This window comes from Pseudomonas californiensis (assembly GCF_021147775.1).
GTDB lineage: Bacteria > Pseudomonadota > Gammaproteobacteria > Pseudomonadales > Pseudomonadaceae > Aquipseudomonas > Aquipseudomonas californiensis.
The window spans coordinates 222049-248532 of the sequence record NZ_JAGTPK010000004.1; the positions used below are offsets into that span (position 1 = coordinate 222049).

Annotated in this window: 26 protein-coding genes; 23 read left to right on the forward strand and 3 right to left on the reverse strand. The window is 58.5% G+C overall.

Translation table 11 applies throughout. The features are described 5' to 3' along the window. The first annotated feature begins 3 nt into the window (after window positions 1-3). From leuC to KDX37_RS06135, 10 genes are all read left to right on the forward strand, one after another. Window positions 4-1428 carry a 3-isopropylmalate dehydratase large subunit gene (leuC, locus tag KDX37_RS06090; protein WP_231651775.1) on the forward strand — a complete coding sequence of 475 codons (1425 nt, stop codon included), beginning with the start codon at window positions 4-6 and terminating at the stop codon, window positions 1426-1428. A gap of 10 nt (window positions 1429-1438) precedes the next feature. Beyond that, on the forward strand, window positions 1439-2080 hold the full coding sequence (gene leuD / locus KDX37_RS06095; RefSeq protein WP_231651776.1) for a 3-isopropylmalate dehydratase small subunit: 642 nt from the start codon (window positions 1439-1441) through the stop codon (window positions 2078-2080). Between the two features lie 70 nt (window positions 2081-2150). Continuing rightward, window positions 2151-2915 (forward strand): class I SAM-dependent methyltransferase, encoded by a 765-nt coding sequence (locus tag KDX37_RS06100; protein ID WP_231651777.1) that lies wholly within the window; start codon window positions 2151-2153, stop codon window positions 2913-2915. A gap of 69 nt (window positions 2916-2984) precedes the next feature. Continuing rightward, a complete protein-coding gene (gene leuB / locus KDX37_RS06105) occupies window positions 2985-4067 on the forward strand; it encodes a 3-isopropylmalate dehydrogenase (protein ID WP_231651778.1) in 1083 nt (360 codons plus the stop codon). Between the two features lie 70 nt (window positions 4068-4137). Continuing rightward, window positions 4138-5250 carry an aspartate-semialdehyde dehydrogenase gene (gene asd / locus KDX37_RS06110; RefSeq protein WP_231651779.1) on the forward strand — a complete coding sequence of 371 codons (1113 nt, stop codon included), beginning with the start codon at window positions 4138-4140 and terminating at the stop codon, window positions 5248-5250. 182 nt (window positions 5251-5432) lie between these two features. After that, window positions 5433-6440, forward strand: coding sequence for a 2-dehydro-3-deoxygalactonokinase (locus KDX37_RS06115; RefSeq protein WP_231651780.1), 1008 nt, complete (start codon window positions 5433-5435; stop codon window positions 6438-6440). Window position 6441: 1 nt separating this feature from the next. After that, window positions 6442-7077 (forward strand): 2-dehydro-3-deoxy-6-phosphogalactonate aldolase, encoded by a 636-nt coding sequence (locus KDX37_RS06120; RefSeq protein WP_231651781.1) that lies wholly within the window; start codon window positions 6442-6444, stop codon window positions 7075-7077. Between the two features lie 74 nt (window positions 7078-7151). Further along, on the forward strand, window positions 7152-8300 hold the full coding sequence (dgoD, locus tag KDX37_RS06125) for a galactonate dehydratase (RefSeq protein WP_231651782.1): 1149 nt from the start codon (window positions 7152-7154) through the stop codon (window positions 8298-8300). An 80-nt stretch (window positions 8301-8380) separates the two neighbouring features. Beyond that, entirely contained in the window at window positions 8381-9691 is a 1311-nt protein-coding gene (locus KDX37_RS06130) for an MFS transporter (RefSeq protein WP_231651783.1), read from the forward strand. A 65-nt stretch (window positions 9692-9756) separates the two neighbouring features. After that, entirely contained in the window at window positions 9757-10569 is an 813-nt protein-coding gene (locus KDX37_RS06135; RefSeq protein WP_231651784.1) for an IclR family transcriptional regulator, read from the forward strand. A 6-nt stretch (window positions 10570-10575) separates the two neighbouring features. Here the strand turns inward: KDX37_RS06135 and KDX37_RS06140 are convergent, their stop codons facing one another. Then, window positions 10576-11628, reverse strand: a complete 1053-nt coding sequence (locus KDX37_RS06140) for an NAD(P)-dependent alcohol dehydrogenase (protein WP_231651785.1) — start codon at window positions 11626-11628, stop codon at window positions 10576-10578. Between the two features lie 179 nt (window positions 11629-11807). Between KDX37_RS06140 and KDX37_RS06145 the strand changes: the two genes are divergently transcribed. Then, on the forward strand, window positions 11808-12713 hold the full coding sequence (locus KDX37_RS06145; protein ID WP_231651786.1) for an AraC family transcriptional regulator: 906 nt from the start codon (window positions 11808-11810) through the stop codon (window positions 12711-12713). A gap of 86 nt (window positions 12714-12799) precedes the next feature. On the opposite strand, the gene KDX37_RS06150 is transcribed toward KDX37_RS06145, so the two are convergent. Further along, window positions 12800-14455 (reverse strand): electron transfer flavoprotein-ubiquinone oxidoreductase, encoded by a 1656-nt coding sequence (locus KDX37_RS06150; protein WP_231651787.1) that lies wholly within the window; start codon window positions 14453-14455, stop codon window positions 12800-12802. A 509-nt stretch (window positions 14456-14964) separates the two neighbouring features. Between KDX37_RS06150 and KDX37_RS06155 the strand changes: the two genes are divergently transcribed. The 9 genes from KDX37_RS06155 to KDX37_RS06195 all read left to right on the forward strand — a co-directional run bounded on the left by KDX37_RS06155 (window position 14965) and on the right by KDX37_RS06195 (window position 22244). After that, the gene (locus KDX37_RS06155; protein WP_231651788.1) at window positions 14965-15714 is read left to right on the forward strand and encodes an electron transfer flavoprotein subunit beta/FixA family protein; all 750 of its coding nucleotides are present in this window, start codon (window positions 14965-14967) and stop codon (window positions 15712-15714) included. Then, on the forward strand, window positions 15715-16644 hold the full coding sequence (locus tag KDX37_RS06160) for an electron transfer flavoprotein subunit alpha/FixB family protein (protein WP_231651789.1): 930 nt from the start codon (window positions 15715-15717) through the stop codon (window positions 16642-16644). It begins immediately after the preceding gene. A 120-nt stretch (window positions 16645-16764) separates the two neighbouring features. Further along, window positions 16765-17592, forward strand: coding sequence for a substrate-binding periplasmic protein (locus KDX37_RS06165; RefSeq protein ID WP_231651790.1), 828 nt, complete (start codon window positions 16765-16767; stop codon window positions 17590-17592). A 10-nt stretch (window positions 17593-17602) separates the two neighbouring features. Next, window positions 17603-17953: a DUF4398 domain-containing protein gene (locus tag KDX37_RS06170; RefSeq protein ID WP_231651791.1), complete on the forward strand. Its 351-nt coding sequence runs from the start codon at window positions 17603-17605 to the stop codon at window positions 17951-17953. Beyond that, on the forward strand, window positions 17950-18765 hold the full coding sequence (locus tag KDX37_RS06175; protein WP_231651792.1) for an OmpA family protein: 816 nt from the start codon (window positions 17950-17952) through the stop codon (window positions 18763-18765). Before KDX37_RS06170 ends, KDX37_RS06175 begins: the two co-directional genes overlap by 4 nt. Before the next feature lie 213 nt (window positions 18766-18978). Beyond that, complete coding sequence (locus tag KDX37_RS06180; protein ID WP_231651793.1) at window positions 18979-20418, forward strand: aminotransferase-like domain-containing protein; 1440 nt, start codon at window positions 18979-18981, stop codon at window positions 20416-20418. A 112-nt stretch (window positions 20419-20530) separates the two neighbouring features. After that, on the forward strand, window positions 20531-21232 hold the full coding sequence (locus tag KDX37_RS06185; RefSeq protein ID WP_231651794.1) for a translation initiation factor 2: 702 nt from the start codon (window positions 20531-20533) through the stop codon (window positions 21230-21232). A 92-nt stretch (window positions 21233-21324) separates the two neighbouring features. After that, a complete protein-coding gene (locus KDX37_RS06190) occupies window positions 21325-21582 on the forward strand; it encodes a YkgJ family cysteine cluster protein (protein ID WP_231651795.1) in 258 nt (85 codons plus the stop codon). A 56-nt stretch (window positions 21583-21638) separates the two neighbouring features. Beyond that, on the forward strand, window positions 21639-22244 hold the full coding sequence (locus tag KDX37_RS06195; protein ID WP_231651796.1) for an START domain-containing protein: 606 nt from the start codon (window positions 21639-21641) through the stop codon (window positions 22242-22244). A 67-nt stretch (window positions 22245-22311) separates the two neighbouring features. Here the strand turns inward: KDX37_RS06195 and gltA are convergent, their stop codons facing one another. Beyond that, complete coding sequence (gene gltA / locus KDX37_RS06200; RefSeq protein ID WP_231651797.1) at window positions 22312-23601, reverse strand: citrate synthase; 1290 nt, start codon at window positions 23599-23601, stop codon at window positions 22312-22314. Between the two features lie 349 nt (window positions 23602-23950). Between gltA and sdhC the strand changes: the two genes are divergently transcribed. From sdhC to sdhA, 3 genes are read left to right on the forward strand one after another with little or no spacing between them, the layout of a single operon-like run. Beyond that, on the forward strand, window positions 23951-24337 hold the full coding sequence (sdhC, locus tag KDX37_RS06205; RefSeq protein WP_231651798.1) for a succinate dehydrogenase, cytochrome b556 subunit: 387 nt from the start codon (window positions 23951-23953) through the stop codon (window positions 24335-24337). Then, window positions 24331-24699, forward strand: a complete 369-nt coding sequence (gene sdhD / locus KDX37_RS06210; RefSeq protein ID WP_231651799.1) for a succinate dehydrogenase, hydrophobic membrane anchor protein — start codon at window positions 24331-24333, stop codon at window positions 24697-24699. Before sdhC ends, sdhD begins: the two co-directional genes overlap by 7 nt. 3 nt (window positions 24700-24702) lie before the next feature. After that, window positions 24703-26475: a succinate dehydrogenase flavoprotein subunit gene (gene sdhA / locus KDX37_RS06215; RefSeq protein WP_231651800.1), complete on the forward strand. Its 1773-nt coding sequence runs from the start codon at window positions 24703-24705 to the stop codon at window positions 26473-26475. Window positions 26476-26484: the final 9 nt, after the last annotated feature.

Below are 26484 nucleotides of genomic sequence, written 5' to 3' on the forward strand. Positions count from 1 at the left end.
CCGATGGCCGGCAAAACGCTCTACGACAAGCTCTGGGATTCACACTTGGTCAAACAGCGCGACGATGGTTCGGCGCTGATCTACATTGACCGCCATATCATTCACGAAGTGACCTCGCCGCAAGCCTTCGAAGGTCTGCGTCTGGCCAAGCGCAAGCCATGGCGCATCGACTCGATCATCGCGACCCCTGACCACAACGTGCCGACCACGTCGGAGCGCAAGGGCGGTATCGGTGCCATCGAAGATCAGGTTTCGCGTCTGCAGGTCCAGACCCTGGATGACAACTGCGACGAATATGGCATCACCGAATTCAAGATGAACGATCCGCGCCAAGGCATCGTTCATGTCATTGGCCCGGAGCAGGGCGCAACCTTGCCTGGCATGAGCGTAGTGTGTGGCGACTCGCACACGTCGACCCATGGCGCCTTTGGCGCACTGGCGCACGGTATCGGCACGTCCGAGGTCGAGCATGTACTGGCGACACAGTGCCTGGTCGCCAAGAAAATGAAGAACATGCTGGTATCGGTCGAAGGGCAACTGCCGTTCGGCGTGACCGCCAAGGACATCGTGCTGGCAGTCATCGGCAAGATCGGCACCGCAGGCGGTAACGGTTACGCCATCGAGTTCGCTGGCAGCGCGATTCGCGATCTGTCGATCGAAGGCCGCATGACGATCTGCAACATGTCTATCGAAGCAGGCGCTCGCGTCGGCATGGTCGCGACTGACGAGAAGACCGTCGAATACGTCAAAGGTCGTCCGTTCGCCCCCAAGGGCGCCGAGTGGGACTTGGCCGTCGAGGCCTGGAAAGATCTGGTCTCCGACGACGACGCGGTGTTCGATACGGTGGTCAAGCTCGACGCAGCACAGATCAAGCCGCAAGTCAGCTGGGGCACCTCGCCTGAAATGGTCCTGGCCGTGGATCAGAACGTGCCGGACCCGGCGCAGGAGCCGGATCTGGTCAAGCGTGGCTCCATAGAACGTGCATTGAAATACATGGGCTTGAAGGCCAATCAGCCGATTACCGAAATCCAGCTGGATCGCGTATTCATTGGCTCGTGCACCAACTCGCGTATCGAAGACCTGCGCGCTGCTGCCGACATCGCCAAGGGCCGCAAGGTAGCGTCGACCATCAAGCAGGCTATCGTCGTGCCGGGCTCTGGTCTGATCAAGGAACAGGCCGAACTGGAAGGCCTGGACAAGATCTTCATCGAGGCAGGCTTTGAGTGGCGTGAGCCGGGCTGTTCCATGTGCCTGGCGATGAACCCGGATCGCCTGGGTTCCGGTGAGCATTGCGCATCCACCTCCAACCGTAACTTCGAAGGTCGTCAGGGTGCTGGTGGTCGTACGCATCTGGTGAGCCCGGCGATGGCAGCTGCTGCTGCAGTCAATGGCCGCTTCATCGATGTCCGTGACTTGATCCAGCACTGAGGAACCCAGCATGAAAGCGTTTACCCAGCACAACGGCCTGGTTGCTCCTCTGGACCGCGCCAACGTCGACACCGATCAGATCATCCCCAAGCAGTTCTTGAAATCGATCAAGCGCACGGGCTTTGGCCCGAACCTGTTCGACGAATGGCGCTATCTGGATGTAGGTCAGCCGTATCAGGACAATTCCAGGCGTCCGCTCAACCATGAGTTCGTGCTCAACCACGAGCGTTACCAGGGGGCGAGCGTGTTGTTGGCCCGCGAGAACTTCGGTTGCGGCTCCAGCCGTGAGCACGCACCTTGGGCACTGGAAGAATACGGTTTCTGCGCAATCATCGCGCCGAGTTATGCCGACATCTTCTTCAACAACAGCTTCAAGAACGGCCTGTTGCCAATCATTCTGGCTGAAGACGAAGTCGATCAGTTGTTCAAGCAGGTTGAAGCCAGCCCCGGTTATCAATTGAACGTCGATTTGCAGGCTCAGACCGTGACCCGTCCCGACGGGCAGGTCTACCACTTTGAAATCGACGCGTTCCGCAAACACTGCCTGCTCAATGGTCTGGACGATATCGGCCTGACTTTGATGGACGCTGAGGCCATTGCTACCTTCGAGGGCAAGCATCGCGCCAGCCAGCCGTGGCTGTTTCGCGACTGAAACGGCGAAGTGCCCTGACAGCCAGCAGATTTGTATCCATCACTGAAATACCTTTTGAAGGAAGACTGCCATGAGCTCCACCGTCCACACTCAAGTCGTGCGGCGTCAATTTGGTGAACAGGCTTCGGCCTACCTGAGCAGTGCTGTGCACGCCCAAGGGACTGAATTTGCGCTGCTACAGGCTGAAGTGGCCGGGCACAGCGATGCGAAGGTGCTGGATCTGGGCTGTGGCGCCGGTCATGTGAGCTTCAATGTCGCCCCATCGGTGGGCGAAGTGGTAGCGTACGATCTTTCGCAGCAAATGCTCGATGTGGTCAGCGCTGCTGCGGCTGAGAAAGGGTTGGGCAATATCAGTACCGTGTGCGGGTCGGCCGAACTTCTGCCGTTTGCTGACGGCGAGTTCGATTTCGTGTTCAGCCGTTATTCGGCGCACCACTGGAGCGATCTGGCGCTGGCACTTCGCGAAGTTCGCCGGGTCTTGAAGCCGGGCGGCGTGGCCGCCTTCATCGATGTGATGTCGCCGGGCAGCCCATTGCTGGACACTTATCTGCAAACGGCCGAAGTGCTGCGTGATACCAGCCATGTGCGGGATTATTCCGCCGCCGAATGGCTGCATCAGGTCAGCGGCGCCGGTCTGTTCACGCGCAGCCACACCCGGCAGCGCCTGCGCCTTGAATTCACCTCGTGGGTCGAGCGTATGCGCACGCCGCTCTCGTTGCAGGTCGCCATTCGTGAGCTGCAGCAGGCGATGGGTGACGAAGTCCGTGAGTATTTCGAGATTGATGCGCAGGGTTCATTCAGTACCGATGTGTTGGTGCTGTGGGCCGAGCGATGAGTTTTTTGCCATATCAAGCGTTATAGACAGGCGCTGTTCGAGGCGCCGATGCACAAAATTGAGGATGTTATGAGCAAGCAGATTCTGATTCTCCCAGGTGACGGTATTGGCCCGGAAATCATGACCGAAGCGGTCAAGGTGCTGGAGTTGGCCAATGAGAAATATCAACTGGGCTTTGAATTGACCCATGACGTTATCGGCGGCGCAGCCATCGACAAGCACGGCGTGCCGCTGGCCGACGAAACCCTGGACCGTGCCCGCGCTGCCGATGCAGTGTTGCTTGGCGCCGTGGGCGGCCCGAAATGGGACGCCATTGATCGTGACATCCGTCCTGAGCGCGGTCTGCTGAAAATTCGTTCGCAGCTGGGCCTGTTCGGCAATCTGCGTCCGGCGATCCTTTACCCGCAGTTGGCTGACGCTTCGAGCCTCAAGCCGGAAATTGTCGCGGGTCTGGACATTCTGATCGTCCGCGAACTGACCGGCGGTATCTATTTCGGCGCGCCACGTGGCACCCGAGTGTTGGAAAATGGCGAGCGTCAGTCGTACGACACGCTGCCTTACAGCGAAAGCGAAATCCGCCGTATTGCCCGTGTCGGTTTCGACATGGCCATGGTCCGCGGCAAGAAGCTGTGCTCGGTGGACAAGGCCAACGTACTGGCGTCCAGCCAGTTGTGGCGCGAAATCGTTGAGCAGGTCGCCCAGGATTACCCTGAGGTCGAATTGAGCCATCTGTACGTTGACAACGCCGCCATGCAACTGGTGCGTGCGCCCAAGCAGTTCGACGTGATCGTGACCGACAACATGTTCGGCGACATCCTGTCCGACCAGGCTTCGATGCTCACCGGCTCCATCGGCATGCTGCCGTCGGCGTCGCTCGATACTGCCAACAAGGGTATGTATGAGCCGTGCCACGGTTCGGCGCCGGACATCGCTGGCAAAGGCATTGCCAATCCGTTGGCGACCATTCTTTCGGTCTCGATGATGCTGCGTTACAGCTTCAACCTGACCGACGCTGCCGACGCCATTGAAAAGGCTGTCAGCGTGGTGCTGGATCAAGGGTTGCGCACTGGCGACATCTGGTCGACGGGCAACACCAAAGTCGGTACTCAGGAAATGGGCGACGCAGTAGTCGCCGCGCTGCGGAATCTGTAATCTCTCTGGCCCGCTGCCTGCTGTGTAGACGCAGAGCAGCGGTCCCACTTTTATTCAAGGTGTAGTTGCGATGAAACGTGTAGGTCTGATCGGTTGGCGTGGCATGGTCGGTTCCGTGCTCATGCAGCGGATGCGCGAAGAGCAGGATTTCGATCTGATCGAGCCTGTGTTCTTCACTACCTCCAATGTCGGTGGCCAGGCTCCTTCGGTGGGCAAGGACGTTGCGCCCCTGAAAGATGCGTACAGCATTGACGAGCTGAAAACCCTGGACGTGGTCCTGACCTGTCAGGGCGGCGACTATACCAACGAGGTGTTCCCGAAGTTGCGCGAAGCGGGCTGGCAGGGTTACTGGATCGACGCGGCTTCGAGCCTGCGCATGCAGGATGATGCCGTGATTGTCCTGGACCCGGTGAACCGCAAGGTCATTGACCAGCAACTGGATGCAGGCACCAAGAACTATATTGGTGGCAACTGCACCGTCAGCCTGATGCTGATGGGCCTGGGCGGTCTGTTCGACGCCGGTCTGGTCGAGTGGATGAACGTCATGACGTATCAGGCGGCCTCTGGCGCCGGTGCGCAGAACATGCGTGAGCTGATCAAGCAGATGGGCGCGGTCCATGCGTCGGTTGCCGATGAGCTGGCCAACCCGTCCAGTGCCATTCTGGACATCGACCGCAAAGTGGCAGAAGCCATGCGCGGCGAAGCGTTTCCGACCGAGAACTTCGGTGTGCCACTGGCTGGCAGCCTGATCCCCTGGATCGACAAGGCGCTGCCTAACGGTCAGAGCCGCGAAGAGTGGAAAGGGCAGGCCGAGACCAACAAGATTCTCGGTCGCTTCAAAAGCCCGATCCCGGTCGATGGTATCTGTGTGCGGATCGGCGCCATGCGCTGCCACAGCCAGGCGTTGACCATCAAGCTGAACAAGGATGTACCGATTGCGGACATAGAAGGCTTGATCAGCCAGCACAACCCTTGGGTCAAGCTGGTGCCTAACACCCGCGAAGCGAGCGCGCAGGAACTGAGCCCGACAGCGGTGACCGGTACCATGAGCGTTCCAGTCGGGCGTCTGCGCAAGCTGAACATGGGTTCGCAGTACCTCGGCGCGTTCACCGTAGGTGACCAGCTGCTGTGGGGCGCGGCTGAACCGTTGCGTCGCATGCTGAGAATCCTGTTGGAGCGTTGATCCGCAGGCTTTTCGCTGTACATCAAGCCCGCTTCTTGAAAGAGAAGCGGGCTTTTTTTGTGTGCGATTTGGCACATATTTCAATCCCTATATATGGGACTTAAATTTACATATTGAGATAAATCAGAATTCGGGTTTATAGTCTGCCTGCACTCACTTTCAAAAAAACAACAGGTGAAGCAATGCAGCAGGCGCAATTGATCGCGCTCGATTGGGGGACCACCTCACTTCGTGCCTATCGACTTGGCAATAACGGCCAGGTTCTGGAACAACGTGCCTTGAGCGCGGGCATCATGCAGTTACCCACCACACCACGCCTCATCGCGGGCGAGCTGTGCAGCGACGGGTTTGAACTGGCTTTCGAGCAGGCGTGCGGCGATTGGCTCGACGCGCAGCCTGACCTTCCAGTCATTGCCTGCGGCATGGTCGGCAGTGCCCAGGGTTGGCGCGAGGCCGCGTACCGGGAAACCCCGGCCAGCGTCGGCGGGCTCAGTGCTGCCCTACAGACCGTGCGCAGCCTGCGCGGCGTCACGGTGCATATCATTCCCGGTGTCCTGCAGCGCTCCGCACTGCCCAATGTCATGCGCGGCGAAGAAACCCAGGTGCTGGGCATTCTGGCCACACTCGATGCGCAACTCGCCAGCGAGCCACTGCTCATCGGTCTGCCCGGCAGCCATTCGAAATGGGTGCAGGTGGTTAAAGGTCGAATCGTCCATTTCGATACCTTCATGACTGGTGAGGTGTACGCCACGCTGTGCGCTCACACCATTCTGGGCCGCACCATGCAGCCGAACGAAACATTCGATACCGAGGCATTCGATTCGGGGCTGGCCGTCGCCCGGTCGGACGCTGGCAAGGCCGGTCCGCTTTCCACCATCTTCAGCTGCCGCACGCTGGGCCTTACCGGCCAGTTGGCGGCGAGCGCCCAACCGGACTACCTGTCAGGTGTGTTGATCGGCCACGAGCTGGCGTCGCTTGCTGCGCTGCAGCGCGATGCACATCAACAACTGCCTGCCGTGATCCTGATTGGCAGCGAATCCCTGTGCGCTCGCTACGCACGTGGCCTGACAGCCAGCGGCTTCCCTCGGGTGACCCTGGCCGAGCAGGCCACCGAACGCGGCCTCTGGCAGGTCGCCGCCCAGGCGGGGCTGCTCGCGTCCCCGGCTCCCCATTACGCTCAAGAGGTGTGACATGCTCAAACAAGCTTTGAAGGAAAACGGTCTGGTCGCGATTCTCCGTGGCCTGCGCCCAGAGGAAGCGCCAGCCATTGGCGACGTACTTTACGAGGCCGGCTTTCGGGTCATCGAAGTACCGCTGAACTCTCCCCAGCCGTTCGACAGTATTCGTCTGTTGCGCCAGCTTCTGCCTGCCGATTGCCTGATCGGCGCCGGGACCGTGCTGACGCCAGAGCAGGTGACGCAGGTGAAGGATGCCGGTGGACAGGTGATTGTCATGCCGCACAGCGACGCCAAGGTGTTGCGCGCGGCCAAGGCGGCCGACATGTTTCTGTCGCCTGGCGTCGCTACGCCAACCGAAGCCTTCGCCGCACTCGCTGAAGGTGCTGACGTGCTCAAGCTGTTTCCGGCCGAGCAGATGTCGCCAGCAGTGGTCAAGGCCTGGCTGGCGGTGCTCCCGGCGGGTACTGTCCTGCTGCCAGTCGGTGGCATTACCCCGGACAACATGAAGGTGTTTCTCGACGCAGGCGTCAAAGGTTTTGGTCTGGGCTCGGGGCTGTTCAAGCCAGGCATGACCGCCGCCGACGTCGCGGAGCGCGCCCAGGCTTATGTGGCGGCCTGGAAGCGTCAGACAGCGTCGCGCTCAGACTGACGCACGGCAAAAGCCGTCGTTCTGTAAAAGTCTCAAGACCTCAATACAAGAATTCAACAAGAGATACCGTCCCCATGAAAATTACAAAACTCACGACGTTCATCGTTCCGCCACGTTGGTGCTTTCTGAAAGTCGAGACCGACGAAGGAGTCGTTGGCTGGGGTGAGCCCGTGGTCGAAGGTCGCGCTCACACCGTGGCGGCGGCTGTGGAAGAACTTGCCGATTACTTGATCGGTAAAGACCCGCGCAACATCGAGGATATCTGGACGGTGCTGTACCGCGGCGGTTTCTATCGCGGCGGCGCGATCCACATGAGCGCACTGGCCGGCATCGACCAGGCATTGTGGGACATCAAAGGCAAGGCACTGGGCGTTTCGGTCAGCGACCTGCTGGGTGGCCAGGTTCGTGACAAGATTCGCGTCTATTCGTGGATCGGCGGCGATCGCCCTGCGGACACCGCGCGGGCTGCAAGAGAAGCGGTCGAGCGCGGCTTCACCGCAGTCAAAATGAATGGCACCGAAGAGCTGCAATTTCTCGATACCTTCGACAAGGTCGATCTGGCACTGGCCAACGTGGCTGCCGTGCGTGACGCAGTCGGGCCGAACGTCGGCATCGGCGTGGACTTCCATGGCCGGGTGCACAAGCCAATGGCCAAGGTCCTGATGAAAGAGCTGGATCCTTACAAGCTGATGTTCATCGAAGAGCCGGTGCTCAGCGAGAACTACGAAGCATTGAAGGAGCTGGCGCCCCTGACCAGCACGCCAATTGCGCTGGGTGAGCGACTGTTCTCGCGTTGGGATTTCAAGCGTGTGTTGAGTGAAGGTTACGTCGACATCATCCAGCCCGATGCATCCCACGCAGGCGGTATCACCGAGACACGCAAGATCGCCAACATGGCTGAGGCCTACGACGTTGCGTTGGCGCTGCATTGCCCGCTGGGGCCGATTGCGCTGGCTGCTTGCCTGCAGCTTGATGCGGTTTGTTACAACGCTTTCATCCAGGAGCAGAGCCTGGGCATCCACTACAACGAAAGCAACGACCTGCTCGATTACGTCAAGCATCCGGAAGTCTTCGACTACGACAAAGGCATGGTCAAGATCCCCAACGGCCCCGGCCTGGGCATCGAGATCAACGAGGAATACGTCAAGGAACGTGCCGCCATTGGTCACCGCTGGCGCAACCCGATCTGGCGTCATGCTGATGGCAGCTTTGCCGAGTGGTGATCTGATCAGGCCAATACCTGTTGGCCGCTGAAATACGCCACAGACAGTCCTCAATAAATCCAAAAAGAGGCAATATTTTCATGCGCACTCGTACGATAGAGGGCGCGGCATCACTGGTGACGCCGTCCCGCAAACGTTTCTTCATCATGGTGCTGTTGTTCATCACGGTGGTGATCAACTACCTGGACCGCAGCAACCTGTCGATCGCCGCACCGGCGCTGACGTCTGAACTGGGTATTGATCCGGTACACGTCGGTCTGATCTTTTCGGCTTTCGGCTGGACTTATGCTGCCATGCAACTGCCCGGCGGCTGGCTGGTGGACCGTGTTCCGCCGCGCATCCTCTACACCGTGGCGCTGATGCTCTGGTCGATCGCCACCATCATGCTGGGTTTTGCCGCCAGCTTCATTGCGTTGTTCGTGCTGCGCATGGCAGTCGGTGCGCTGGAGGCGCCTGCCTACCCGATCAACAGCCGAGTGGTCACCACCTGGTTTCCGGAACGCGAACGCGCCACGGCCATCGGCTTTTATACCTCCGGGCAGTTTGTCGGGCTGGCATTCCTGACGCCGGTACTGGCCTGGCTGCAAGCGCATTACGGCTGGCACATGGTGTTCGTGGCAACCGGCGGCGTGGGCGTAGTGTGGGCGGTCATCTGGTACGCGGTGTACCGCGAGCCGCGTGACTTCAAGGGTGTCAATCAGCAGGAAATCGACCTGATTCGCGAAGGCGGTGGTCTGGTCGACATTCAGAAGGATGCCGATAAACAGAAGCAGGGTTTCAGTTGGCTGGACCTGGGCATTGTGCTGAGCAAGCGCAAGCTGTGGGGGATCTACCTGGGGCAGTTCTGCCTGAACTCCACGCTTTGGTTTTTCCTGACCTGGTTCCCGACGTACCTGGTGAAATACCGGGGCATGGATTTCATCAAGTCCGGCCTGTTGGCGTCGCTGCCGTTTCTCGCTGCGTTCGTTGGCGTGCTGTGTTCCGGCTTCTTCTCGGACTGGCTGATCCGCCGCGGTCATACCGTCGGCTTCGCCCGTAAATTGCCGATCATTGCCGGTCTGCTGATCTCGACCTCGATCATTGGCGCGAACTTCGTCGAATCCACGCCACTGGTCATTGCCTTCCTCGCACTGGCGTTCTTCGGTAATGGTCTGGCGTCGATCACCTGGTCGCTGGTGTCGACCCTGGCACCGGCACGTCTGCTGGGACTGACTGGCGGTACGTTCAACTTCATCGGCAATCTGGCGGCCATCGCCACACCTATCGTGATCGGTTTTCTGGCCTCTGGCGACTCGTTCGCCCCAGCCATTACCTACATCTCGGTGCTGGCGCTGCTGGGTGCGCTGTCGTACATCCTGCTGGTGGGTAAAGTCGAGCGCATCGAACTCTGAGGTCGACGCGTCCTGACGCTGGCGACGATAATGTCGCCAGCGTTCCGAACTGATCAAGGCTTGTCATGCACAACGACTCACTCACTCTCGAAACCCCGACGGACAAAGTCTCGGTTCCTACCGGCACACAAACCTTGTTGCGTGGCCTGGGCGTTGTTCAGGCTGTGGCCGGTGGTGCTCGCGACCTGAAGGAAATCGCCCGGCTGATCGGCACGACGCGCAGCACCACTCATCGCCTGGCCAGTTGTCTGGTCGACGAGCGCTATCTTCGGATCGTCCCGCAGGTGGGTTACCTGCTGGGTCCCAAACTGATCGAGCTGGGTTTTCAGGCACGTGAAGAAGTGCCGCTGGCGATTCTGGCGCGACCTTATCTGGACCGCTTGTCAGAACTGACCGGCGACACCGTACATCTGGCGGTTCGTGAAGGTGATGACGTGCTGTATCTGCACAAGAACCCCGGCCGCAACGGCCCGGAAATGCGTTCCCGGGTTGGTCATCGCATGCCGTTGGTGCGCACGGGCATTGGCAAGGCATTGTTGCTGGACAGTGCCGAGCCGGAATGGCAACGGCTGTATGAAATCAGTGTGCCGGTCAACGGCAAGAACCCGTTGTGGCCTGCGCACGAGCAACAGACCTGGGTGCAGTTGAAGGCACGCAGGGAAGAGTATGTTCAGGGTGGTTATGCGTTCGATCTGGAAGACAACGAACCGTCGATTCGTTGTGTCGCGGCGCCGGTGCGTGATGCCAGCAAACAGATTGTTGCCGGCATCAGTGTCGCCAGTACGGTGCCCTACATGCCGCTCGAGAAGATGGCCGAGCTGGTTCCGCTGATCAAGGAGATTGCAGCGCAACTGTCGGCCGATCTGGGAGCCTGCTGAGCCGGATCAGGCTTTCAGCGTTGCCATGTCGATCACGAAGCGGTACTTCACGTCACCGGCAAGCATGCGCTCGTAGGCTTCGTTGATGTTGCGGATGTCGAGCATTTCGATGTCGCAGGTGATGTCGTTTTCGGCGCAGAACTCGAGCACTTCCTGAGTTTCGGCAATGCCACCAATCAGCGAACCTGCCAGTACGCGGCGGCCCATCACAAGGTTGGCAGCATGCACAGGGGGCTCTACCGGTTCGATCAGGCCAACCAGAATGTGTACACCGTCAAACCGCAGGGTTTGCAGGTAGGGGTTCAGGTCGTGCTGCACCGGAATGGTGTCGAGCAGGAAGTCGAAACGGCCCGCAGCGGCTTTCATCTGTTCGGCGTCGGTGGAGACGATCACATGGTCGGCGCCCTGACGACGCGCTTCCTGGGCCTTGGCCGCGGAGCGGGTGAACAAGGTGACTTCAGCGCCCATGGCCTTGGCGAACTTGATACCCATATGGCCCAGGCCGCCCATCCCCAGAATGCCGACCTTGTCGCCCGCCTTGACGCCATAGTGCTTGAGCGGCGAGTAAGTGGTGATACCGGCACACAGAATAGGTGCGGCAGCGGCCAGGTCCAGCTTCTCCGGTATACGTACCACGAAGTGTTCGCTGACCACGATGCTGTTGGAGTAGCCGCCCATGGTGTTGCTGCCATCCACGCGGTCCGGCGTGGCGTACGTCATGGTCGGGCCTTCGAGGCAATACTGCTCAAGGTCTGACTGGCACGCTGCGCATTCGCGGCAGGAGTCGACCATGCAACCGACACCGACCAGATCGCCAACCTTGTACTGGGTGGCATTGGTGCCGGTGGCTGTGACACGACCCACAATTTCATGGCCTGGCATCAACGGGTAGACAGCTATACCCCACTCGTTGCGCGCCTGGTGGATGTCGGAGTGACAAACGCCGCAGTACAGAATCTCGATGGCAACGTCGTCAGCACGCGGGGCGCGACGCTCGAAGGTCATGGGGGCGAGGGGCGCGGTGGCTGATTGGGCGGCGTAACCGATGGCTGTGTACATTGTGAACCTCGCAAGATGTTACTGAAAAGATGCGGACCATTTTCCTGATGGCGATGCTTTGCGGCTAGGGACATTCCTCCGTCATTCATGCCTATTCCTCCGGCGACGCCATCTGAAGATCGCTTTGGCGCGCAAATCTGCGATCATGCAGCTGTCTAATCCTCTGTCGGTCGGTTTTAATGTCGCTCTCTGATTCTATTGATGGCAATGCCACGCTGGTCTCGTTGATCCAGCCTCTCGCGGTGCGTCCCGGTTTTGTCGCCACCGCTTTGCCTGAAGTGCGTGTGTTGTCGGCGTTCAGTTATGTGGCCAGCAGCCCGCAGATGTACGAGCCGAGCCTCATGATCGTGGTGCAAGGCAGCAAGGTCGCCTGTCTGGGCACCCGGACCTTTGAGTACGGTACCGGGCACTACCTGATTCAGGCGCTTTCTGTGCCGTTCAAATGTGAAACCTTCGCCACACCGGACAAGCCGCTGTACGGTGTGTCTGTTGCCATTGACCGGGTATTGCTGGGCGAACTGGTGCAGACCATGGGGCCGCTGGCTGGCCATGACAGCGAAGTGCAGACCCCGGAGTCCATGACATCGGTGCTGATTGGCGACGGGATGCGTGACAGCGTCGAGCGGTTGCTGCGCTGCCTGCACGATCCGCTGGAGTGTCAGGCGATGGGGGAGTCGCGTATTCGCGATGTGGTGTACAGCGCGCTGCGTGGCCCGCAGGCAGGCGTGTTGCGTGCGTTGGTCGAGCAGCAGGGGCAGTTTGCGCGGATTGCTGCAGCGGTCACCTACCTGCACGAGCATTACGCCGATGCGTTGAATGTCGACACGCTGGCACGTTGCGCAAACATGAGCGCATCGACCTTTCATGAGCATTTCAAGCGCAGCACGTTGTTGTCGCCTGTGCAGTACCTCAAGCGCCTGCGTCTGCTCAAGGCCCAGCAGTTGCTGGTTGCCGACGGGCTGGGCGTCGCGCAGGTAGCACTGAAGGTCGGGTATCAGAGTGCCTCGCAGTTCAGTCGCGAGTACAAGCGCTACTTTGAACGCAGCCCGGGCGAGGAGGGGGCTTACCTGGGCGTCCCGGCCTGAGCACGTCCTTTCAGGTGTAAAACGCAGAAGGCCCCTGATCAGGAGCCTTCTGCGGTCTTGCTTGTCTTGCTGCCCGTTGTCGCGACCTACATATTCGGGTAAGTCGGTCCGCCAGCACCTTCAGGTGCTACCCAGGTGATGTTCTGGGAAGGGTCCTTGATGTCGCAGGTCTTGCAATGGACACAGTTCTGCGCGTTGATCTGGAAACGCTTCTCGCCATCTTCCTTGGTGATGACTTCGTACACGCCAGCCGGGCAATAACGCTGTGCCGGTTCGTCATACAAAGGCAGGTTCTTGCCGATCGGGATGCTTGGGTCGGTCAGCTTCAGGTGGCAGGGTTGTTCCTCTTCATGGTTGGTACTGGAGAGGAATACCGAGCTGAGCTTGTCGAAGCTGAGCTTGCCGTCCGGTTTCGGGTAACTGATTTTCGTCGAGTCAGCGGCCAGCTTGAGGCAGGCGTAATCCGGCTTGGTGTCATGCAGCGTGAACGGCAGCTTGCCACCGAAGATGTTCTGGTCGATGAAGTTGAATGCGCCACCTTTGATTGCGCCGTATTTATGAATCGCTACGCCGAAGTTACGGCTGGTGAACAGCTCTTCATGCAACCAGCTGGCCTTGAACGCATCGACGTAAGTGTTCAGCGTGTCGCCGCCTTCGTTGCCTGCGAACAAAGCATCGGCCACCGATTCGGCCGCCAGCATCCCGGACTTCATCGCAGTGTGGCTGCCCTTGATCTTGGCGAAATTGAGAGTGCCCAGGTCGCAACCGATCAGTGCGCCACCGGGGAAGACCATCCGGGGCAGCGAATTCAGGCCGCCTTTGGTGATAGCGCGGGCACCATAGCTGATGCGCTTGCCGCCTTCCAGATACTGCTTGATGACCGGGTGATGCTTGTAGCGCTGGAACTCGTCGAACGGTGACAGGTACGGGTTCGAGTACGAAAGGTCGACGATCAGGCCGACCACCACCTGGTTGTTTTCCAGGTGATAAAGAAAAGAACCGCCCGGATTGGCGTCGTCCAGTGGCCAGCCAGCCGTGTGCACGACCAGACCCTGCTCATGTTTGGCTGGATCGACTTCCCAGATTTCCTTCAGGCCGATGGCGTAGTGCTGCACATCGACGTCATTGTCTAGATTGAAGCGCTTGAGCAGTTGTTTGCCGATATGGCCACGGCTGCCCTCGGCAAAGAGCGTGTACTTGGCGCGCAGCTCCATGCCAGGGGTGTACAGACCTTCCTTGGGGTTGCCTTCGCGATCAACGCCCAGATCACCGGTCACGATGCCCTTGATCACGCCATTTTCATCGAACAGCGCCTCTTGAGCGGCGAAGCCCGGGTAGATTTCCACGCCCAGGTTTTCGGCCTGCTGCGCGAGCCAGCGGCACAGGTTGCCCAGGGAAATAATATAGTTACCCTGGTTGTGCATTGTCTTGGGCACGAAGAAGTCAGGCACCTTGCGCGACTTTTCCGCATCGCTCAGTACATAAATATCGTCACGTTTGACCGGCGTATTGAGCGGAGCGCCCAGTTCCTGCCAGTTCGGGAACAGTTCATTGAGTGCGCGCGGTTCGAACACCGCACCCGACAGAATGTGCGCGCCGACTTCGGAGCCTTTTTCCACCACGCAGACGCTGATTTCCTGTCCGGCCTCGGCAGCCTTCTGTTTCAGGCGGCAGGCAGCAGACAGCCCGGAAGGGCCGGCTCCGACGATGACGACGTCGAATTCCATGTATTCGCGTTCCACAGGCTATCTCCTACTCTCAAGGCTCACGGTATTTTTCAGGGGCGCTATGGACCGACGTAATGGATGTGTCGGACACCGCCCGTCTTTTAATGGCGTGCATTATATCTACACCACTGCGCGGGTCCAATACAAACGTTTGTTTGAATCGGCCGCAGGCCAGATAAATCAAAGACCAGAGACCCACCACTGGCCGATTTGGCGTATTGACCAGAAAAGGCGTTGCGGTCAAGATACGGTCGGTTTTGCGTTTGCCGTAGGCTGAAACGAGGTCCGGCAGGATCTCTCAAAAGGCATCAGGCGAATGCGGTGCAGGCAGTCAGATCAATGTCGCCCGGCGCATTTTACACACCCTGCCGGTGATTGACGGGTGACACCTGGCTTTAATCCAGGGTTTTGGCGATTGTTTTTACCCGGTCGCCCGCCTGCACGAATACGATTGCTTGTTGAGGACACATATCGATCGCCTGGTGTTGCCAGGCGACTTCTTTTCACCGGAGAGTGAGGAATCCATGAAGGTTCTTGTAGCTGTCAAACGAGTGGTCGACTACAACGTCAAGGTTCGCGTCAAGGCGGACAACTCCGGCGTCGATCTTGCCAACGTCAAAATGTCCATGAACCCCTTCTGCGAAATCGCTGTGGAAGAGGCCGTTCGCCTGAAGGAAAAAGGTATCGCGACCGAGATCGTCGTCGTGACCATCGGCCCGACCACCGCTCAGGAGCAGTTGCGTACTGCACTGGCGCTGGGCGCCGATCGTGCCGTGCTGGTCGAATCCGCTGAAGAACTGACCTCCCTTGCGGTCGCCAAACTGCTCAAGGCCGTGGTCGACAAGGAGCAGCCACAGTTGGTGATCCTGGGCAAACAGGCCATCGACAGCGACAACAACCAGACCGGTCAGATGCTGGCTGCGCTGAGTGGCTATCCGCAGGGCACGTTCGCCTCCAGGGTTGAAGTGGCAGGCGACAAGGTTGCCGTTACCCGCGAGATCGACGGCGGTCTGCAAACCGTTTCCCTGAGCCTGCCGGCTATCGTGACCACAGACCTGCGTCTGAACGAGCCACGTTACGCCTCGCTACCCAACATCATGAAGGCCAAGAAGAAGCCGCTCGAAGTGCTGACGCCTGACGCACTGGGTGTTTCCACGGCATCTACCAACAAGACGCTCAAGGTTGAAGCGCCGGCTGCACGCAGCGCCGGCATCAAGGTCAAGTCGGTGGCCGAACTGGTCGAAAAACTGAAAACCGAAGCGAAGGTAATCTAAATGACGATCCTGGTTATCGCTGAGCATGACAATGCAACCGTAGCTCCGGCTACGCTCAATACCCTTGCTGCAGCTCAGAAGATCGGCGGTGATATCCACCTGCTGGTCGCCGGTTCTGGCGTGAGCGCTGTGGCCGAAGCCGCTGCGAAGATTGCTGGCGTGGCAAAAGTCCTGGTGGCCGACAACGCTGCTTACGCCCACCAGTTGCCTGAGAACGTTGCGCCACTGGTCGTCGAATTGAGTGCAGGCCATAGCCATATCCTGGCTGCCGCCACTTCCAACGGCAAAAACATCCTGCCTCGCGTTGCGGCGCAACTGGACGTGGATCAGATCTCTGAGATCGTCTCGGTGGAATCCGCTGATACGTTCACTCGTCCGATCTACGCCGGTAACGCCATTGCTACCGTACAGTCCAAGGCGTCGGTCAAGGTCATCACCGTTCGTGCCACCGGTTTCGACCCGGTGGCTGCAGAGGGTGGTTCGGCTTCGATCGAAGCGGTTTCGGCTGCTCACGATGCGGGCAAGTCCAGCTTCGTCGGCGAAGAGCTGGCCAAGTCCGACCGTCCTGAGCTGACAGCGGCGAAAATCGTCGTTTCTGGCGGTCGCGGTATGCAGAACGGCGACAACTTCAAGCATCTGTATGCGTTGGCAGACAAGCTGGGCGCTGCGGTTGGTGCTTCGCGGGCTGCGGTCGACGCAGGCTTTGTACCCAACGACATGCAGGTCGGTCAGACCGGCAAGATCGTCGCGCCCCAGCTGTATATAGCGGTCGGTATCTCCGGCGCGATCCAGCATCTGGCAGGCATGAAAGATTCCAAGGTGATCGTTGCGATCAACAAGGACGAGGACGCTCCGATCTTCCAGGTGGCAGACTACGGTCTGGTGGCTGATCTGTTCGAAGCCATCCCGGAGCTGGAGAAGCTGGTCTAAGCCACGCTCTTCCACTATAAAGAGAGCCCGTTCGATTCGGGCCGTGCGAACCGTCAAGCTTGCTTGAGGTGCGCGGGGCCAGACGAACGGGTTTTTTATTGACTCGTGAAGGGACTATTCATGGACCAGCCCAAGCTGTTGTCTTCGCTTCTTCTAGGGCTGGTACTGCTGCCTTCGCTGTCATTGGCGGCGGGCAAATGCGAGCGGTTGATCGTAACTGGCAGCCCGGACGCACCACCTTATCTGTGGCGCGACCCGCAGGACCCTCGGCATCTGATGGGGGCCAATGCCGACTTGCTGCGCAACGCCGCTGACCAACTGGGCTTGAAGGTCGAATTTCTCTACGCAGGCAAGCGCAGCCAGGCGCTGGAGGAAGTCCGCACCGGACGAATGGATCTGCTGGCCGATGCGCCGCTCAATGCTGCGCAACTGGACTCGCTCGATTATATCCATCCACCGGTTGTGCAGAACGACATCATGGTCTGGACTCGTCGCGATCACGCTGTGCCTTTCACCACTGTCAGTGAGCTTGGTGGGCAGAAGGGCGCAGTGTCAGAGAAGACCCGGCTGACCCAGGCGTTTGAAGAAACTGCCAGGCAGCACCTGACACTGGTGCGCGCTCCCAGCCTGACGTCTGCTTTCCAGAAGCTTGCATTGGCTGAAGTGGATTATGTGCTGGCAGGGCGCTATGCGGGCATGGTCATGGTGCAGACCCTGGGGTTGTCATCGGACCTTGTCGCTCAGCCCGAGCGGGTTGATGTGCCGGGTTTTTACCTTGCGCTGTCCTTCAACTCTGCCTGCAACGATCCATGGTTGCGCGGACAGTTGGCGAAAAAGATGACAGAATCGGCCGCCTCCGGCCTCGCAGGTGATGTCATCACGCACAACCTGGAATTGTGGAAAACCCAATTGTTGCAACCTGCCAGTGCCAGCGCCCCAAACAAGTAGGAATGTTTTTGTGAGTATTCGCTTTTCAATGGCTGTTATGGCCATCGCCACGCTGGTCGGCTGTGCCAGCGATCCTGTACCGACCGAACAAATCAAACTGACGGAGCAGGCGCTGGAGCAGGCCAAGGCTGTCGGTGCTGATGAGCAGCCCGAGCTGGAAACAGCCGAAGCCAAGTTCGCCGATGCCCGTGCTGATATGGCTGACAAGTCTTACAAGGACGCCCGCATGAAAGCCGAACAGGCCGAGCTGGATGCCCGGCTTGCAGAGGCACGCGTCTTGACCCTGAAAAGCCAGGAGCAGATCAATCAACTCAACACCCGGCTCAATCGTTTGCGCAAGCAGCTGGGAGAGGTCCAATGAACCGTATCCCTCGCGCATTGAGCGTTGGCCTGTTGTTGGCTGCAGCAGGTCTGTATGGCTGTGCGAACCATCAGGACAGCGGCCAGGCCTTGCAGCAGGCCAGTACCGACTTCCAGAAGGTCAAGGAAGATACCGATGTATTGCGCAGCGCTCCCAAGGATGTGATTCGCGCCGGTGAGTCGCTCGCGCGCGCGGAGCGTCTTTCTAGCTATCTGGGCAGTGGTGCCGACGTCAGTCATTACGCCTACTTGAGCAGCCGATACAGTGAGATTGCCCGCGAGCACAGCAACCTGATGCTGAACAAGGAGCGCCTTGCGAAAATGGACATGGAGCGCCAGCGTCTGCAGTTGGGCTTGCGGGAGGCCAAGCTGGCCAGCGCTCAGCAGCAGGGGCGTTGGCTCGAAGACCAGATTCTAAGCCTCGCCACCACGCAGACTGATCGTGGACTGGTCATGACTCTGGGGGATGTTCTGTTCGATGCCGGGCATGCCGAGCTTAAAAACTCCGCCAGTCGAACCATTCTCAAGGTCGTGCAATTCCTGCAGATCAATCCGCGCCGCATCGTGCGGATCGAGGGCTATACCGACAGCACCGGTGACCGCCAGGAAAATCTGACCCTGTCCAAAGACCGCGCGCAAGCGGTGGCGGATGTTCTGATGGATCTGGGTATCGACGAAAAACGGATCCAGGTCGAAGGCTATGGTCAGCAGTTTCCCGTCGATGCCAACGCGTCAGGCCGTGGAAGAGCGCAAAATCGTCGTGTCGAAATTGTTTTTTCTGATGAGAAAGGTCAGCTGGGGGCTCCTCGATAGAAAACTTGCTTGGAAAAAAACCGATGCCTCCAGGTGTCGGGTTTTTTTTGGCTGAAACAAAAGGGCGCTTGGCAGATACGCCCTTGATTATTTTTTTTCAGACACAGCAATTGCTGGCTTGGGCTCAAACTGTTCCCGTACACTTCATAACTGTGCCGGTAATCAGGCATCAAGGTGTACAACAATAAATCGCCTGTCCGCTGAGGCTGTGTCATGACCAATCTTCTGCTTTATCAACGTATAGCCCAGCAACTGGCCGAAGACATCCGGCGCGGTGTATATCAGCCGGGTGAGCGTGTGCCGTCGGTTCGCAAAATGAGCTCACAGCTCAATGTCAGTCATGCGACCGTGCTGCAGGCGTATGCGAATCTTGAAGATCAGGGGTTGATCCGTGCCCGGCCGCAGTCCGGTTACTATGTTCACCAGACGCCAGCGCTGACGGCTTCAACGCCGGACATCGCTCGGGTCGAGCGTCCTGGGCTGGTCACGCGCAGCAGCATCATCCAGCAAGTATTGGAAGAATCGCGTCGCGAGGGTGTCTTCGCCCTGGGAGCGGCGGTGCCACACGTGGACTACCTGCCCGTGCGTGCACTGCACCAGCAGTTGGCCAAAGTAACGCGCTTTCACAGCCCCCGTGCATTCAGCTATATGTTCAGCCCCGGTTTCGAGCCTTTGCGCAGGCAGGTGGCTATCCGGATGCGTGACGCCGGTGTGGTGGTCGATCCGTCCGAGGTGGTAATCACGCACGGGTGTGTGGATGCCCTGCAGATGGCGTTGCGAGTACTGACCCGTCCGGGCGACCTCATCGCCGCGGAGTCCCCGGCCTATTACGGATTGTTGCAGCTGGCTGATCTGTTGGGCTTGAAGGTCATCGAGATTCCCAGCGACCCAGCTACCGGAATCAGCCTGGAAGCGCTGCAACTGGCTGCCAATCAGTGGTCGATCAAAGCGCTGGTACTGACCTCGCGCTTGAGCAACCCCTTGGGTGGCACAATGCCTGAAGAGCGGCAGAAGAACCTGCTGCGCCTTGCCTCTGATTTTGATATCCAGGTGGTCGAGGATGACGTGTACGGCGAGCTGATGTTTGAAGTCGGTCGTACCAAGGCGCTAAAGGCGTTCGACCGGTTGGGTAGGGTGCTTTATTGCTCAAGCTTTTCCAAGACGCTGTCACCCGGTGTGCGAATTGGCTGGATGATTGCTGGCAAGTATCAGGCCGAGATCCAGCGTTTGCAGACATTCAGTACCCATTCTGCTTGCAGCGTGACGCAAATGGGGGTGGCGGCTTATCTGGAAAATGGCGGCTATGATCGGCACTTACGGTATATCCGTCTTGAATACCGCAAGAATCTCAGTGCGTATCAGTTGGCTGTGCAGCAATTCTTTCCCGAGGGCACGCAGATGAGTCGGCCTGCGGGCGGCTTCATTTTGTGGGTCAGCCTGCCTGGGCGCGTCAACACGCAAGAGCTGCATGTGCGAGCGCTGGAGCAGGGGATCAGCATCGCGCCGGGCCTGATTTTCAGTAATACCGAGCAGTTCAACCACTGCATCCGCCTTAATTGCGGTATGCCCTGGAACAAGGAGGCGGAGCGGGCGCTGATGACCTTGGGGATGCTCGCGAAACAGTTATGCCAAGAAACAGCCCTGGCCTACTGACAGGCGGCTGCTTTTCGTCAAATGCATGGAACTCTCGGCTTGTCTTGCTGGCCTCAAAAGGACAGCATATAAGCCTTTCTGGCATTGCCACTGTCCTGTCTGATTTCTGCCTATGAATGTTTTTCGCTGTCTGGGATTATCGATCATTGTTTTGCTGGGCGCCTGTGATGCTCAGGAAACCCCGGTGCCCAAGCCAAAGACTGAAGCTTCGTTCCCCGCACCGACTCCGGCACCTGCTGCTGCGCCCGCTTCTGTAGAAGCGCGTGATGCGGCGGTAACGCCACCGCCGGATACGGTTCTGGATACCTCGCAGGTCAAAACGCCCGCGAATGTGCATGAGCTGATGCCCGGTGTGCCTGTGGTGCCCGTCGTGGTGGGCAAGGAGAAGACTGCACCCGTCATGGCGCAGGCCAAATCTGCATCCGGCGCTGGCGATGTGTCCTCATCCAAGGCGGCGGCGAAGGGTGGTGCGTCAAAAGAGGGTGCAGCCAAGGCTCCCGCAGGCAAGCGCGAGTTGGCGAAAAACAATGGAAAGTCTGCCAAAGCGACCAATTCCAAGGATTTGCGTCGTCCCAAACTCGATCTGAGCCTGCCGCCCGAACTGGTCAAGGAGCTCGAACCGCCTTCCAACGTGATCACTGCCAAGCGCAAGCCGTTGCTGCCGCCCATGTTCAGTACCAAGGATGCTGCTTCGGACCCTAGTGCATTTGAACTGAACGGGCGTCTCCTCTCCAATGAGATGCAGCTTCAGATGCGCAACGAAAGCCGTCGAGATGTAGAGGGTGCTGCGCTGGACTTCAAATTCAAGCAGTAAGGCCCTGTCCTTGGTCCAGTACGTCATTTTCATACGGTCGTTTTACCGGGTACTCTCTGCTTTCCCCAATCAGTCAGCCTAGGTGTCGAGTCATGGACTGCCGCTCCGGGTGCGGTGCATGCTGCATCGCTCCCTCCATTACATCCCCTATACCCGGCATGCCGGAAGGCAAGCCTGCAGGTGAGCGCTGCCTGCACCTGTCAGTGAGGTTTTTGTGTGATCTGTTTGGCAAGCCTGAGCGGCCTGCGGTATGCAGCCAGTTCAAGGCGGCCGAAGACGTGTGCGGTAGTGACCGGGATGATGCGATTCGACTGATAGGCTGGTGGGAAAAGGCAACTACAGTCGCCTGAAATTCATATTTGAGTGCAATTGTTTTATCGACATTTCAACAATAAGGAATAAAACAATGGGTTCGCTGTATCGCATGGCTGCTGCTTGTGGTTTGGCTGTAATGCTGGTCGGCGTGGCGCAGGCCGACGATTGGCAGGTGGCTAAAAATGAGGATGGCATCAAGGTATCACTCAGTGATGTACCGGGTTCCAAATACAAGGCCTACCAAGGCATCACGGTGATTAATGCCAGTGTCAGCAAGCTTCGGGCTCTTCAGGAGGACGTCGCAGGCGCTTGTGCATGGATCCATGAGTGTCAATTGCAGAAAGTGCTCAAATTCGAGGGTGACAAGGCCTGGACCTATACGCGTTTCAATACACCATGGCCTGTGACGCCCCGGGATTCAGTGCTGTTGATCACCACCGTTGAAGGGGCGGATGGCAGTATCACGCGCAATCTCGAAGAGCAGCCTAACTACATACCGGAAGAAAAGGGTTATGTGCGCGTTACAGAGGTAAAGGGGTTCTGGAAGCTGGTACCCAAGGGGCCGAATCAGACCGAAGTGACCTACCAGGTGCATACCGAGCCAGGCGGAAGTGTGCCTTCGATGATCGCCAACAAGTTTGTAGTCGATGCGCCGTTCAATACCCTCAAGGCACTGAGGGAGAGGGCTGCCAAGTAAATTTAATACTCAGCGATCATGAAAAAGGGCTGCCAATGGCAGCCCTTTTTTGTACTCGTTGTCCCGCTTATTTGCGGTCCTTGAGTTCCACGATGTCGCGTTGCACATTGCCGGTGTAGAGCTGGCGCGGGCGACCGATCTTGTAAGGGCTGGAGAGCATTTCTTTCCAGTGCGAGATCCAGCCGACAGTCCGCGCCAGAGCGAAGATCACGGTGAACATGCTGGTTGGAATGCCGATAGCCTTCAGGATGATGCCCGAGTAGAAGTCAACGTTCGGGTACAGCGAGCGCTCGATGAAGTACGGATCGGTCAGGGCGATCTCTTCGAGGCGCATGGCCAGCTCAAGCTGAGGATCGTTCTTGATGCCCAGTTCTTTCAGTACTTCGTCGCAAGTCTGTTTCATCACAGTCGCGCGCGGGTCACGGTTCTTGTAGACCCGGTGACCGAAGCCCATAAGCTTGAACGGATCGTTCTTGTCCTTGGCCTTGGCGATGAAGGTGTCGATGTTCGAGACATCGCCAATTTCGTCGAGCATGGTCAGTACGGCTTCGTTGGCACCACCGTGGGCCGGGCCCCAGAGTGCTGCGATGCCAGCTGCGATACAGGCAAACGGGTTTGCACCCGAAGAGCCTGCCATCCGTACGGTCGACGTCGAAGCATTTTGCTCGTGGTCGGCGTGGAGGATAAAAATCTTGTCCATGGCCTTGGCAAGCACCGGGCTGATGGGTTTGATCTCGCACGGTGTGTTGAACATCATGTGCAGGAAGTTTTCAGCGTAGCTCAGGTCGTTGCGCGGGTACATCATGGGCTGGCCCATGGAGTACTTGTAAACCATGGCTGCCAGCGTCGGCATCTTGGCAACCAGGCGCACGGCCGAGATTTCACGATGCTGCGGGTTATTGATGTCCAGCGAGTCGTGGTAAAACGCCGACAGGGCGCCGACTACGCCGCACATGACCGCCATCGGGTGCGCATCACGGCGGAAGCCGTTGAAGAAGGTCTTGAGCTGTTCGTGGACCATCGTGTGGTTCTTGACCACGGCTACGAACTGGGCTTTCTGCTCGGCGGTCGGCAGTTCGCCGTTGAGCAGCAGGTAGCAGGTTTCCAGGTAATCGGACTGCTGGGCCAGTTGTTCGATAGGGTAGCCGCGGTGAAGCAGAATTCCGTTGTCACCATCGATGTAGGTGATCTTCGACTCGCAAGAGGCGGTCGACATGAAGCCCGGGTCGAATGTGAAGCGGCCGGTGGCGGTCAGACCGCGTACGTCGATCACGTCCGGACCCACTGTACCGGTCAGAATTGGCAGCTCGACGGGGGCAGCACCCTCGATGATCAACTGCGCTTTTTTGTCAGCCATGTGGCCTCCTATTTATGCTTCAAATCATCAGACAGGCCCCCCACGCAGGGCCCGCATCACTATAGTGAGATAAATTCTAAAGTCAATTTGCCTAAAGTCGTGTTCCGTAAGGCCTTTGGGTGGCTTTTTACAGACCGTTTCCCGCCGTTTACGCCTTTTATCCCAGCAAAGCAATCCGCTATTGGCGGTAAGTCTGTGCGTTGTCATTAGTAGCCTAACTGTCTATACTCGGCGTCCGACCGCCAAGGGCTTTTGGCCCGTTCCAAGGGGGTCGTCACTTCCTGGGTGGTGGGTACCTGACCAGTGCACTTCCCAACAACTTGCCCTGATTGTTAGGGGCTCTTCAAGTGTGAAAAAAGCCGTGAATAGCCAACGACCTGTAAATCTAGACCTAAGGACCATCAAGCTCCCAGTCACCGCTTACACGTCCATCCTTCACCGCATCTCCGGTGTCATCCTCTTTGTCGGTATTGCAATCATGCTGTATGCAATGGACAAGTCGCTGGCGTCCGAAGAAGGCTTTGGTGAAGTCAAGGCGTGTCTGACCAGCCCGCTGGCCAAGCTTGTTATCTGGGGGCTGCTGTCAGCCCTGCTGTATCACCTGGTGGCCGGCGTTCGCCACCTGATCATGGACACGGGGGTTGGCGAGACGCTGGAAGGCGGCAAGCTGGGTTCCAAAATCGTTATCGCGGTTTCCGTGGTTCTGATTCTTCTGGCGGGAGTATGGATATGGTAACCAACGTCACCAACCTTTCACGTTCGGGCCTCTATGACTGGATGGCGCAGCGTGTATCGGCAGTCGTGCTGGCGGCTTATTTCATCTTCCTGATCGGATACATCGTCGTACACCCGGGTCTGAGCTATGCCCAATGGCACGATCTGTTCGCAAACAACTGGATGCGTATCTTCAGTCTGCTGGCCCTCGTTGCCCTGGGCGCTCATGCCTGGGTAGGCATGTGGACCATCGCGACCGACTACCTGACGCCGATGGCGCTGGGCAAGTCGGCCACTGCAGTACGTTTTCTGTTCCAGGCGGTATGCGGCGTTCTGATGTTCGCCTACTTCGTCTGGGGCGTGCAGATTCTTTGGGGTATCTGATCCATGGCTAACACAAATACGCTTTCGTTCGATGCCATCATTATCGGTGGCGGCGGTGCAGGCATGCGTGCTGCACTGCAACTGGCTCAGGGCGGTCACAAGACTGCCGTGGTCACCAAGGTGTTCCCGACTCGCTCGCACACCGTTTCCGCTCAGGGTGGCATCACCTGTGCCATCGCTTCGGCCGACCCGAACGATGACTGGCGTTGGCACATGTACGATACCGTCAAGGGTTCCGACTACATCGGTGATCAGGACGCTATCGAGTACATGTGTTCCGTGGGTCCTGAGGCGGTATTCGAGCTCGAGCACATGGGCCTGCCGTTCTCCCGTACCGAGCAGGGCCGCATCTATCAGCGTCCGTTCGGTGGTCAGTCCAAGGACTTCGGCAAGGGCGGTCAGGCTGCTCGTACCTGCGCTGCAGCCGACCGTACCGGTCACGCACTGCTGCACACGCTGTATCAGGCCAACCTCAAGGCTGGCACTGTATTCCTGAACGAATACTATGCAGTGGATCTGGTAAAAAACCAGGACGGCGCGTTCGTCGGCATCATCGCTATCTGCATCGAAACAGGCGAAACCTCGTACATCCGTGCCAATGCAACGGTACTGGCTACCGGTGGCGCAGGTCGTATCTACTCGTCTACCACCAATGCCCTGATCAATACCGGTGACGGCATTGGCATGGCACTGCGTGCCGGTGTTCCGGTTCAGGACATCGAAATGTGGCAGTTCCACCCGACCGGCATTGCTGGCGCAGGTGTACTGGTCACTGAAGGTTGCCGCGGTGAAGGTGGTTACCTCATCAACAAGCACGGCGAGCGTTTCATGGAGCGCTATGCGCCCAACGCCAAAGACCTTGCTGGTCGTGACGTGGTTGCTCGCTCGATGGTCAAAGAGATCATTGCCGGCAACGGTTGCGGTCCGGACGGCGACCACGTGATGCTCAAGCTCGATCACCTGGGCGAAGAAGTCTTGCACAGCCGTCTGCCTGGCATCATGGAGCTGTCCAAGACGTTTGCACACGTCGACCCTGCGTCTGCACCGATTCCTGTCGTACCGACCTGCCACTACATGATGGGCGGCGTTGCCACCAACATTCACGGTCAGGCGATCACTCAGGACGCTGCTGGCACCGACCAGATCATTCCAGGTCTGTTCGCTGTAGGTGAAGTAGCCTGCGTATCGGTTCACGGCGCCAACCGTCTGGGTGGCAACTCGCTGCTCGACCTGGTGGTCTTCGGTCGTGCTGCGGGTATCCACCTGGAGCAGGCTCTGCGTGAAGGCGTCGATTACGCCCGCGCCTCGCAGTCCGACATCGACGCCGCTCTGGCGCGTCTTGCCGGCCTGAACGAGCGCACGACTGGCGAAGACGTGGCTACGCTGCGTAAAGAACTGCAAAGCTGCATGCAGAACTACTTCGGTGTATTCCGTACTGGTGAATACATGCAGAAGGGTATTGCCCAGTTGGCAGATCTGCGCACCCGCATCGCCAACGTCAAGATCAACGACAAGAGCCAGGCGTTCAACACTGCCCGTATCGAAGCACTCGAATTGCAGAACCTGCTGGAAGTGGCCGAAGCAACCGCGATTGCAGCAGAGCATCGTAAAGAATCTCGCGGCGCTCACGCCCGTGAGGACTTCGAAGATCGCGACGACGAAAACTGGCTGTGCCACACCCTGTACTTCCCGGGTGACAAGCGTGTAACCAAGCGTGCCGTGAACTTCTCGCCGAAAACTGTTCCGACTTTTGAACCTAAGATTCGGACTTATTAAGGGGTGACC

Excerpts from the sequence above, each read along its gene's own strand:
- leuC (WP_231651775.1), top strand. The coding sequence starts at position 4 with ATGGCCGGCAAAACGCTCTACGACAAGCTCTGGGATTCACACTTGGTC.
- leuD (WP_231651776.1), top strand. The coding sequence starts at position 1,439 with ATGAAAGCGTTTACCCAGCACAACGGCCTGGTTGCTCCTCTGGACCGC.
- KDX37_RS06100 (WP_231651777.1), top strand. The coding sequence starts at position 2,151 with ATGAGCTCCACCGTCCACACTCAAGTCGTGCGGCGTCAATTTGGTGAA.
- leuB (WP_231651778.1), top strand. The coding sequence starts at position 2,985 with ATGAGCAAGCAGATTCTGATTCTCCCAGGTGACGGTATTGGCCCGGAA.
- asd (WP_231651779.1), top strand. The coding sequence starts at position 4,138 with ATGAAACGTGTAGGTCTGATCGGTTGGCGTGGCATGGTCGGTTCCGTG.
- KDX37_RS06115 (WP_231651780.1), top strand. The coding sequence starts at position 5,433 with ATGCAGCAGGCGCAATTGATCGCGCTCGATTGGGGGACCACCTCACTT.
- KDX37_RS06120 (WP_231651781.1), top strand. The coding sequence starts at position 6,442 with ATGCTCAAACAAGCTTTGAAGGAAAACGGTCTGGTCGCGATTCTCCGT.
- dgoD (WP_231651782.1), top strand. The coding sequence starts at position 7,152 with ATGAAAATTACAAAACTCACGACGTTCATCGTTCCGCCACGTTGGTGC.
- KDX37_RS06130 (WP_231651783.1), top strand. The coding sequence starts at position 8,381 with ATGCGCACTCGTACGATAGAGGGCGCGGCATCACTGGTGACGCCGTCC.
- KDX37_RS06135 (WP_231651784.1), top strand. The coding sequence starts at position 9,757 with ATGCACAACGACTCACTCACTCTCGAAACCCCGACGGACAAAGTCTCG.
- KDX37_RS06140 (WP_231651785.1), bottom strand. The coding sequence starts at position 11,628 with ATGTACACAGCCATCGGTTACGCCGCCCAATCAGCCACCGCGCCCCTC.
- KDX37_RS06145 (WP_231651786.1), top strand. The coding sequence starts at position 11,808 with ATGTCGCTCTCTGATTCTATTGATGGCAATGCCACGCTGGTCTCGTTG.
- KDX37_RS06155 (WP_231651788.1), top strand. The coding sequence starts at position 14,965 with ATGAAGGTTCTTGTAGCTGTCAAACGAGTGGTCGACTACAACGTCAAG.
- KDX37_RS06160 (WP_231651789.1), top strand. The coding sequence starts at position 15,715 with ATGACGATCCTGGTTATCGCTGAGCATGACAATGCAACCGTAGCTCCG.
- KDX37_RS06165 (WP_231651790.1), top strand. The coding sequence starts at position 16,765 with ATGGACCAGCCCAAGCTGTTGTCTTCGCTTCTTCTAGGGCTGGTACTG.
- KDX37_RS06175 (WP_231651792.1), top strand. The coding sequence starts at position 17,950 with ATGAACCGTATCCCTCGCGCATTGAGCGTTGGCCTGTTGTTGGCTGCA.
- KDX37_RS06180 (WP_231651793.1), top strand. The coding sequence starts at position 18,979 with ATGACCAATCTTCTGCTTTATCAACGTATAGCCCAGCAACTGGCCGAA.
- KDX37_RS06185 (WP_231651794.1), top strand. The coding sequence starts at position 20,531 with ATGAATGTTTTTCGCTGTCTGGGATTATCGATCATTGTTTTGCTGGGC.
- KDX37_RS06190 (WP_231651795.1), top strand. The coding sequence starts at position 21,325 with ATGGACTGCCGCTCCGGGTGCGGTGCATGCTGCATCGCTCCCTCCATT.
- KDX37_RS06195 (WP_231651796.1), top strand. The coding sequence starts at position 21,639 with ATGGGTTCGCTGTATCGCATGGCTGCTGCTTGTGGTTTGGCTGTAATG.
- gltA (WP_231651797.1), bottom strand. The coding sequence starts at position 23,601 with ATGGCTGACAAAAAAGCGCAGTTGATCATCGAGGGTGCTGCCCCCGTC.
- sdhD (WP_231651799.1), top strand. The coding sequence starts at position 24,331 with ATGGTAACCAACGTCACCAACCTTTCACGTTCGGGCCTCTATGACTGG.
- sdhA (WP_231651800.1), top strand. The coding sequence starts at position 24,703 with ATGGCTAACACAAATACGCTTTCGTTCGATGCCATCATTATCGGTGGC.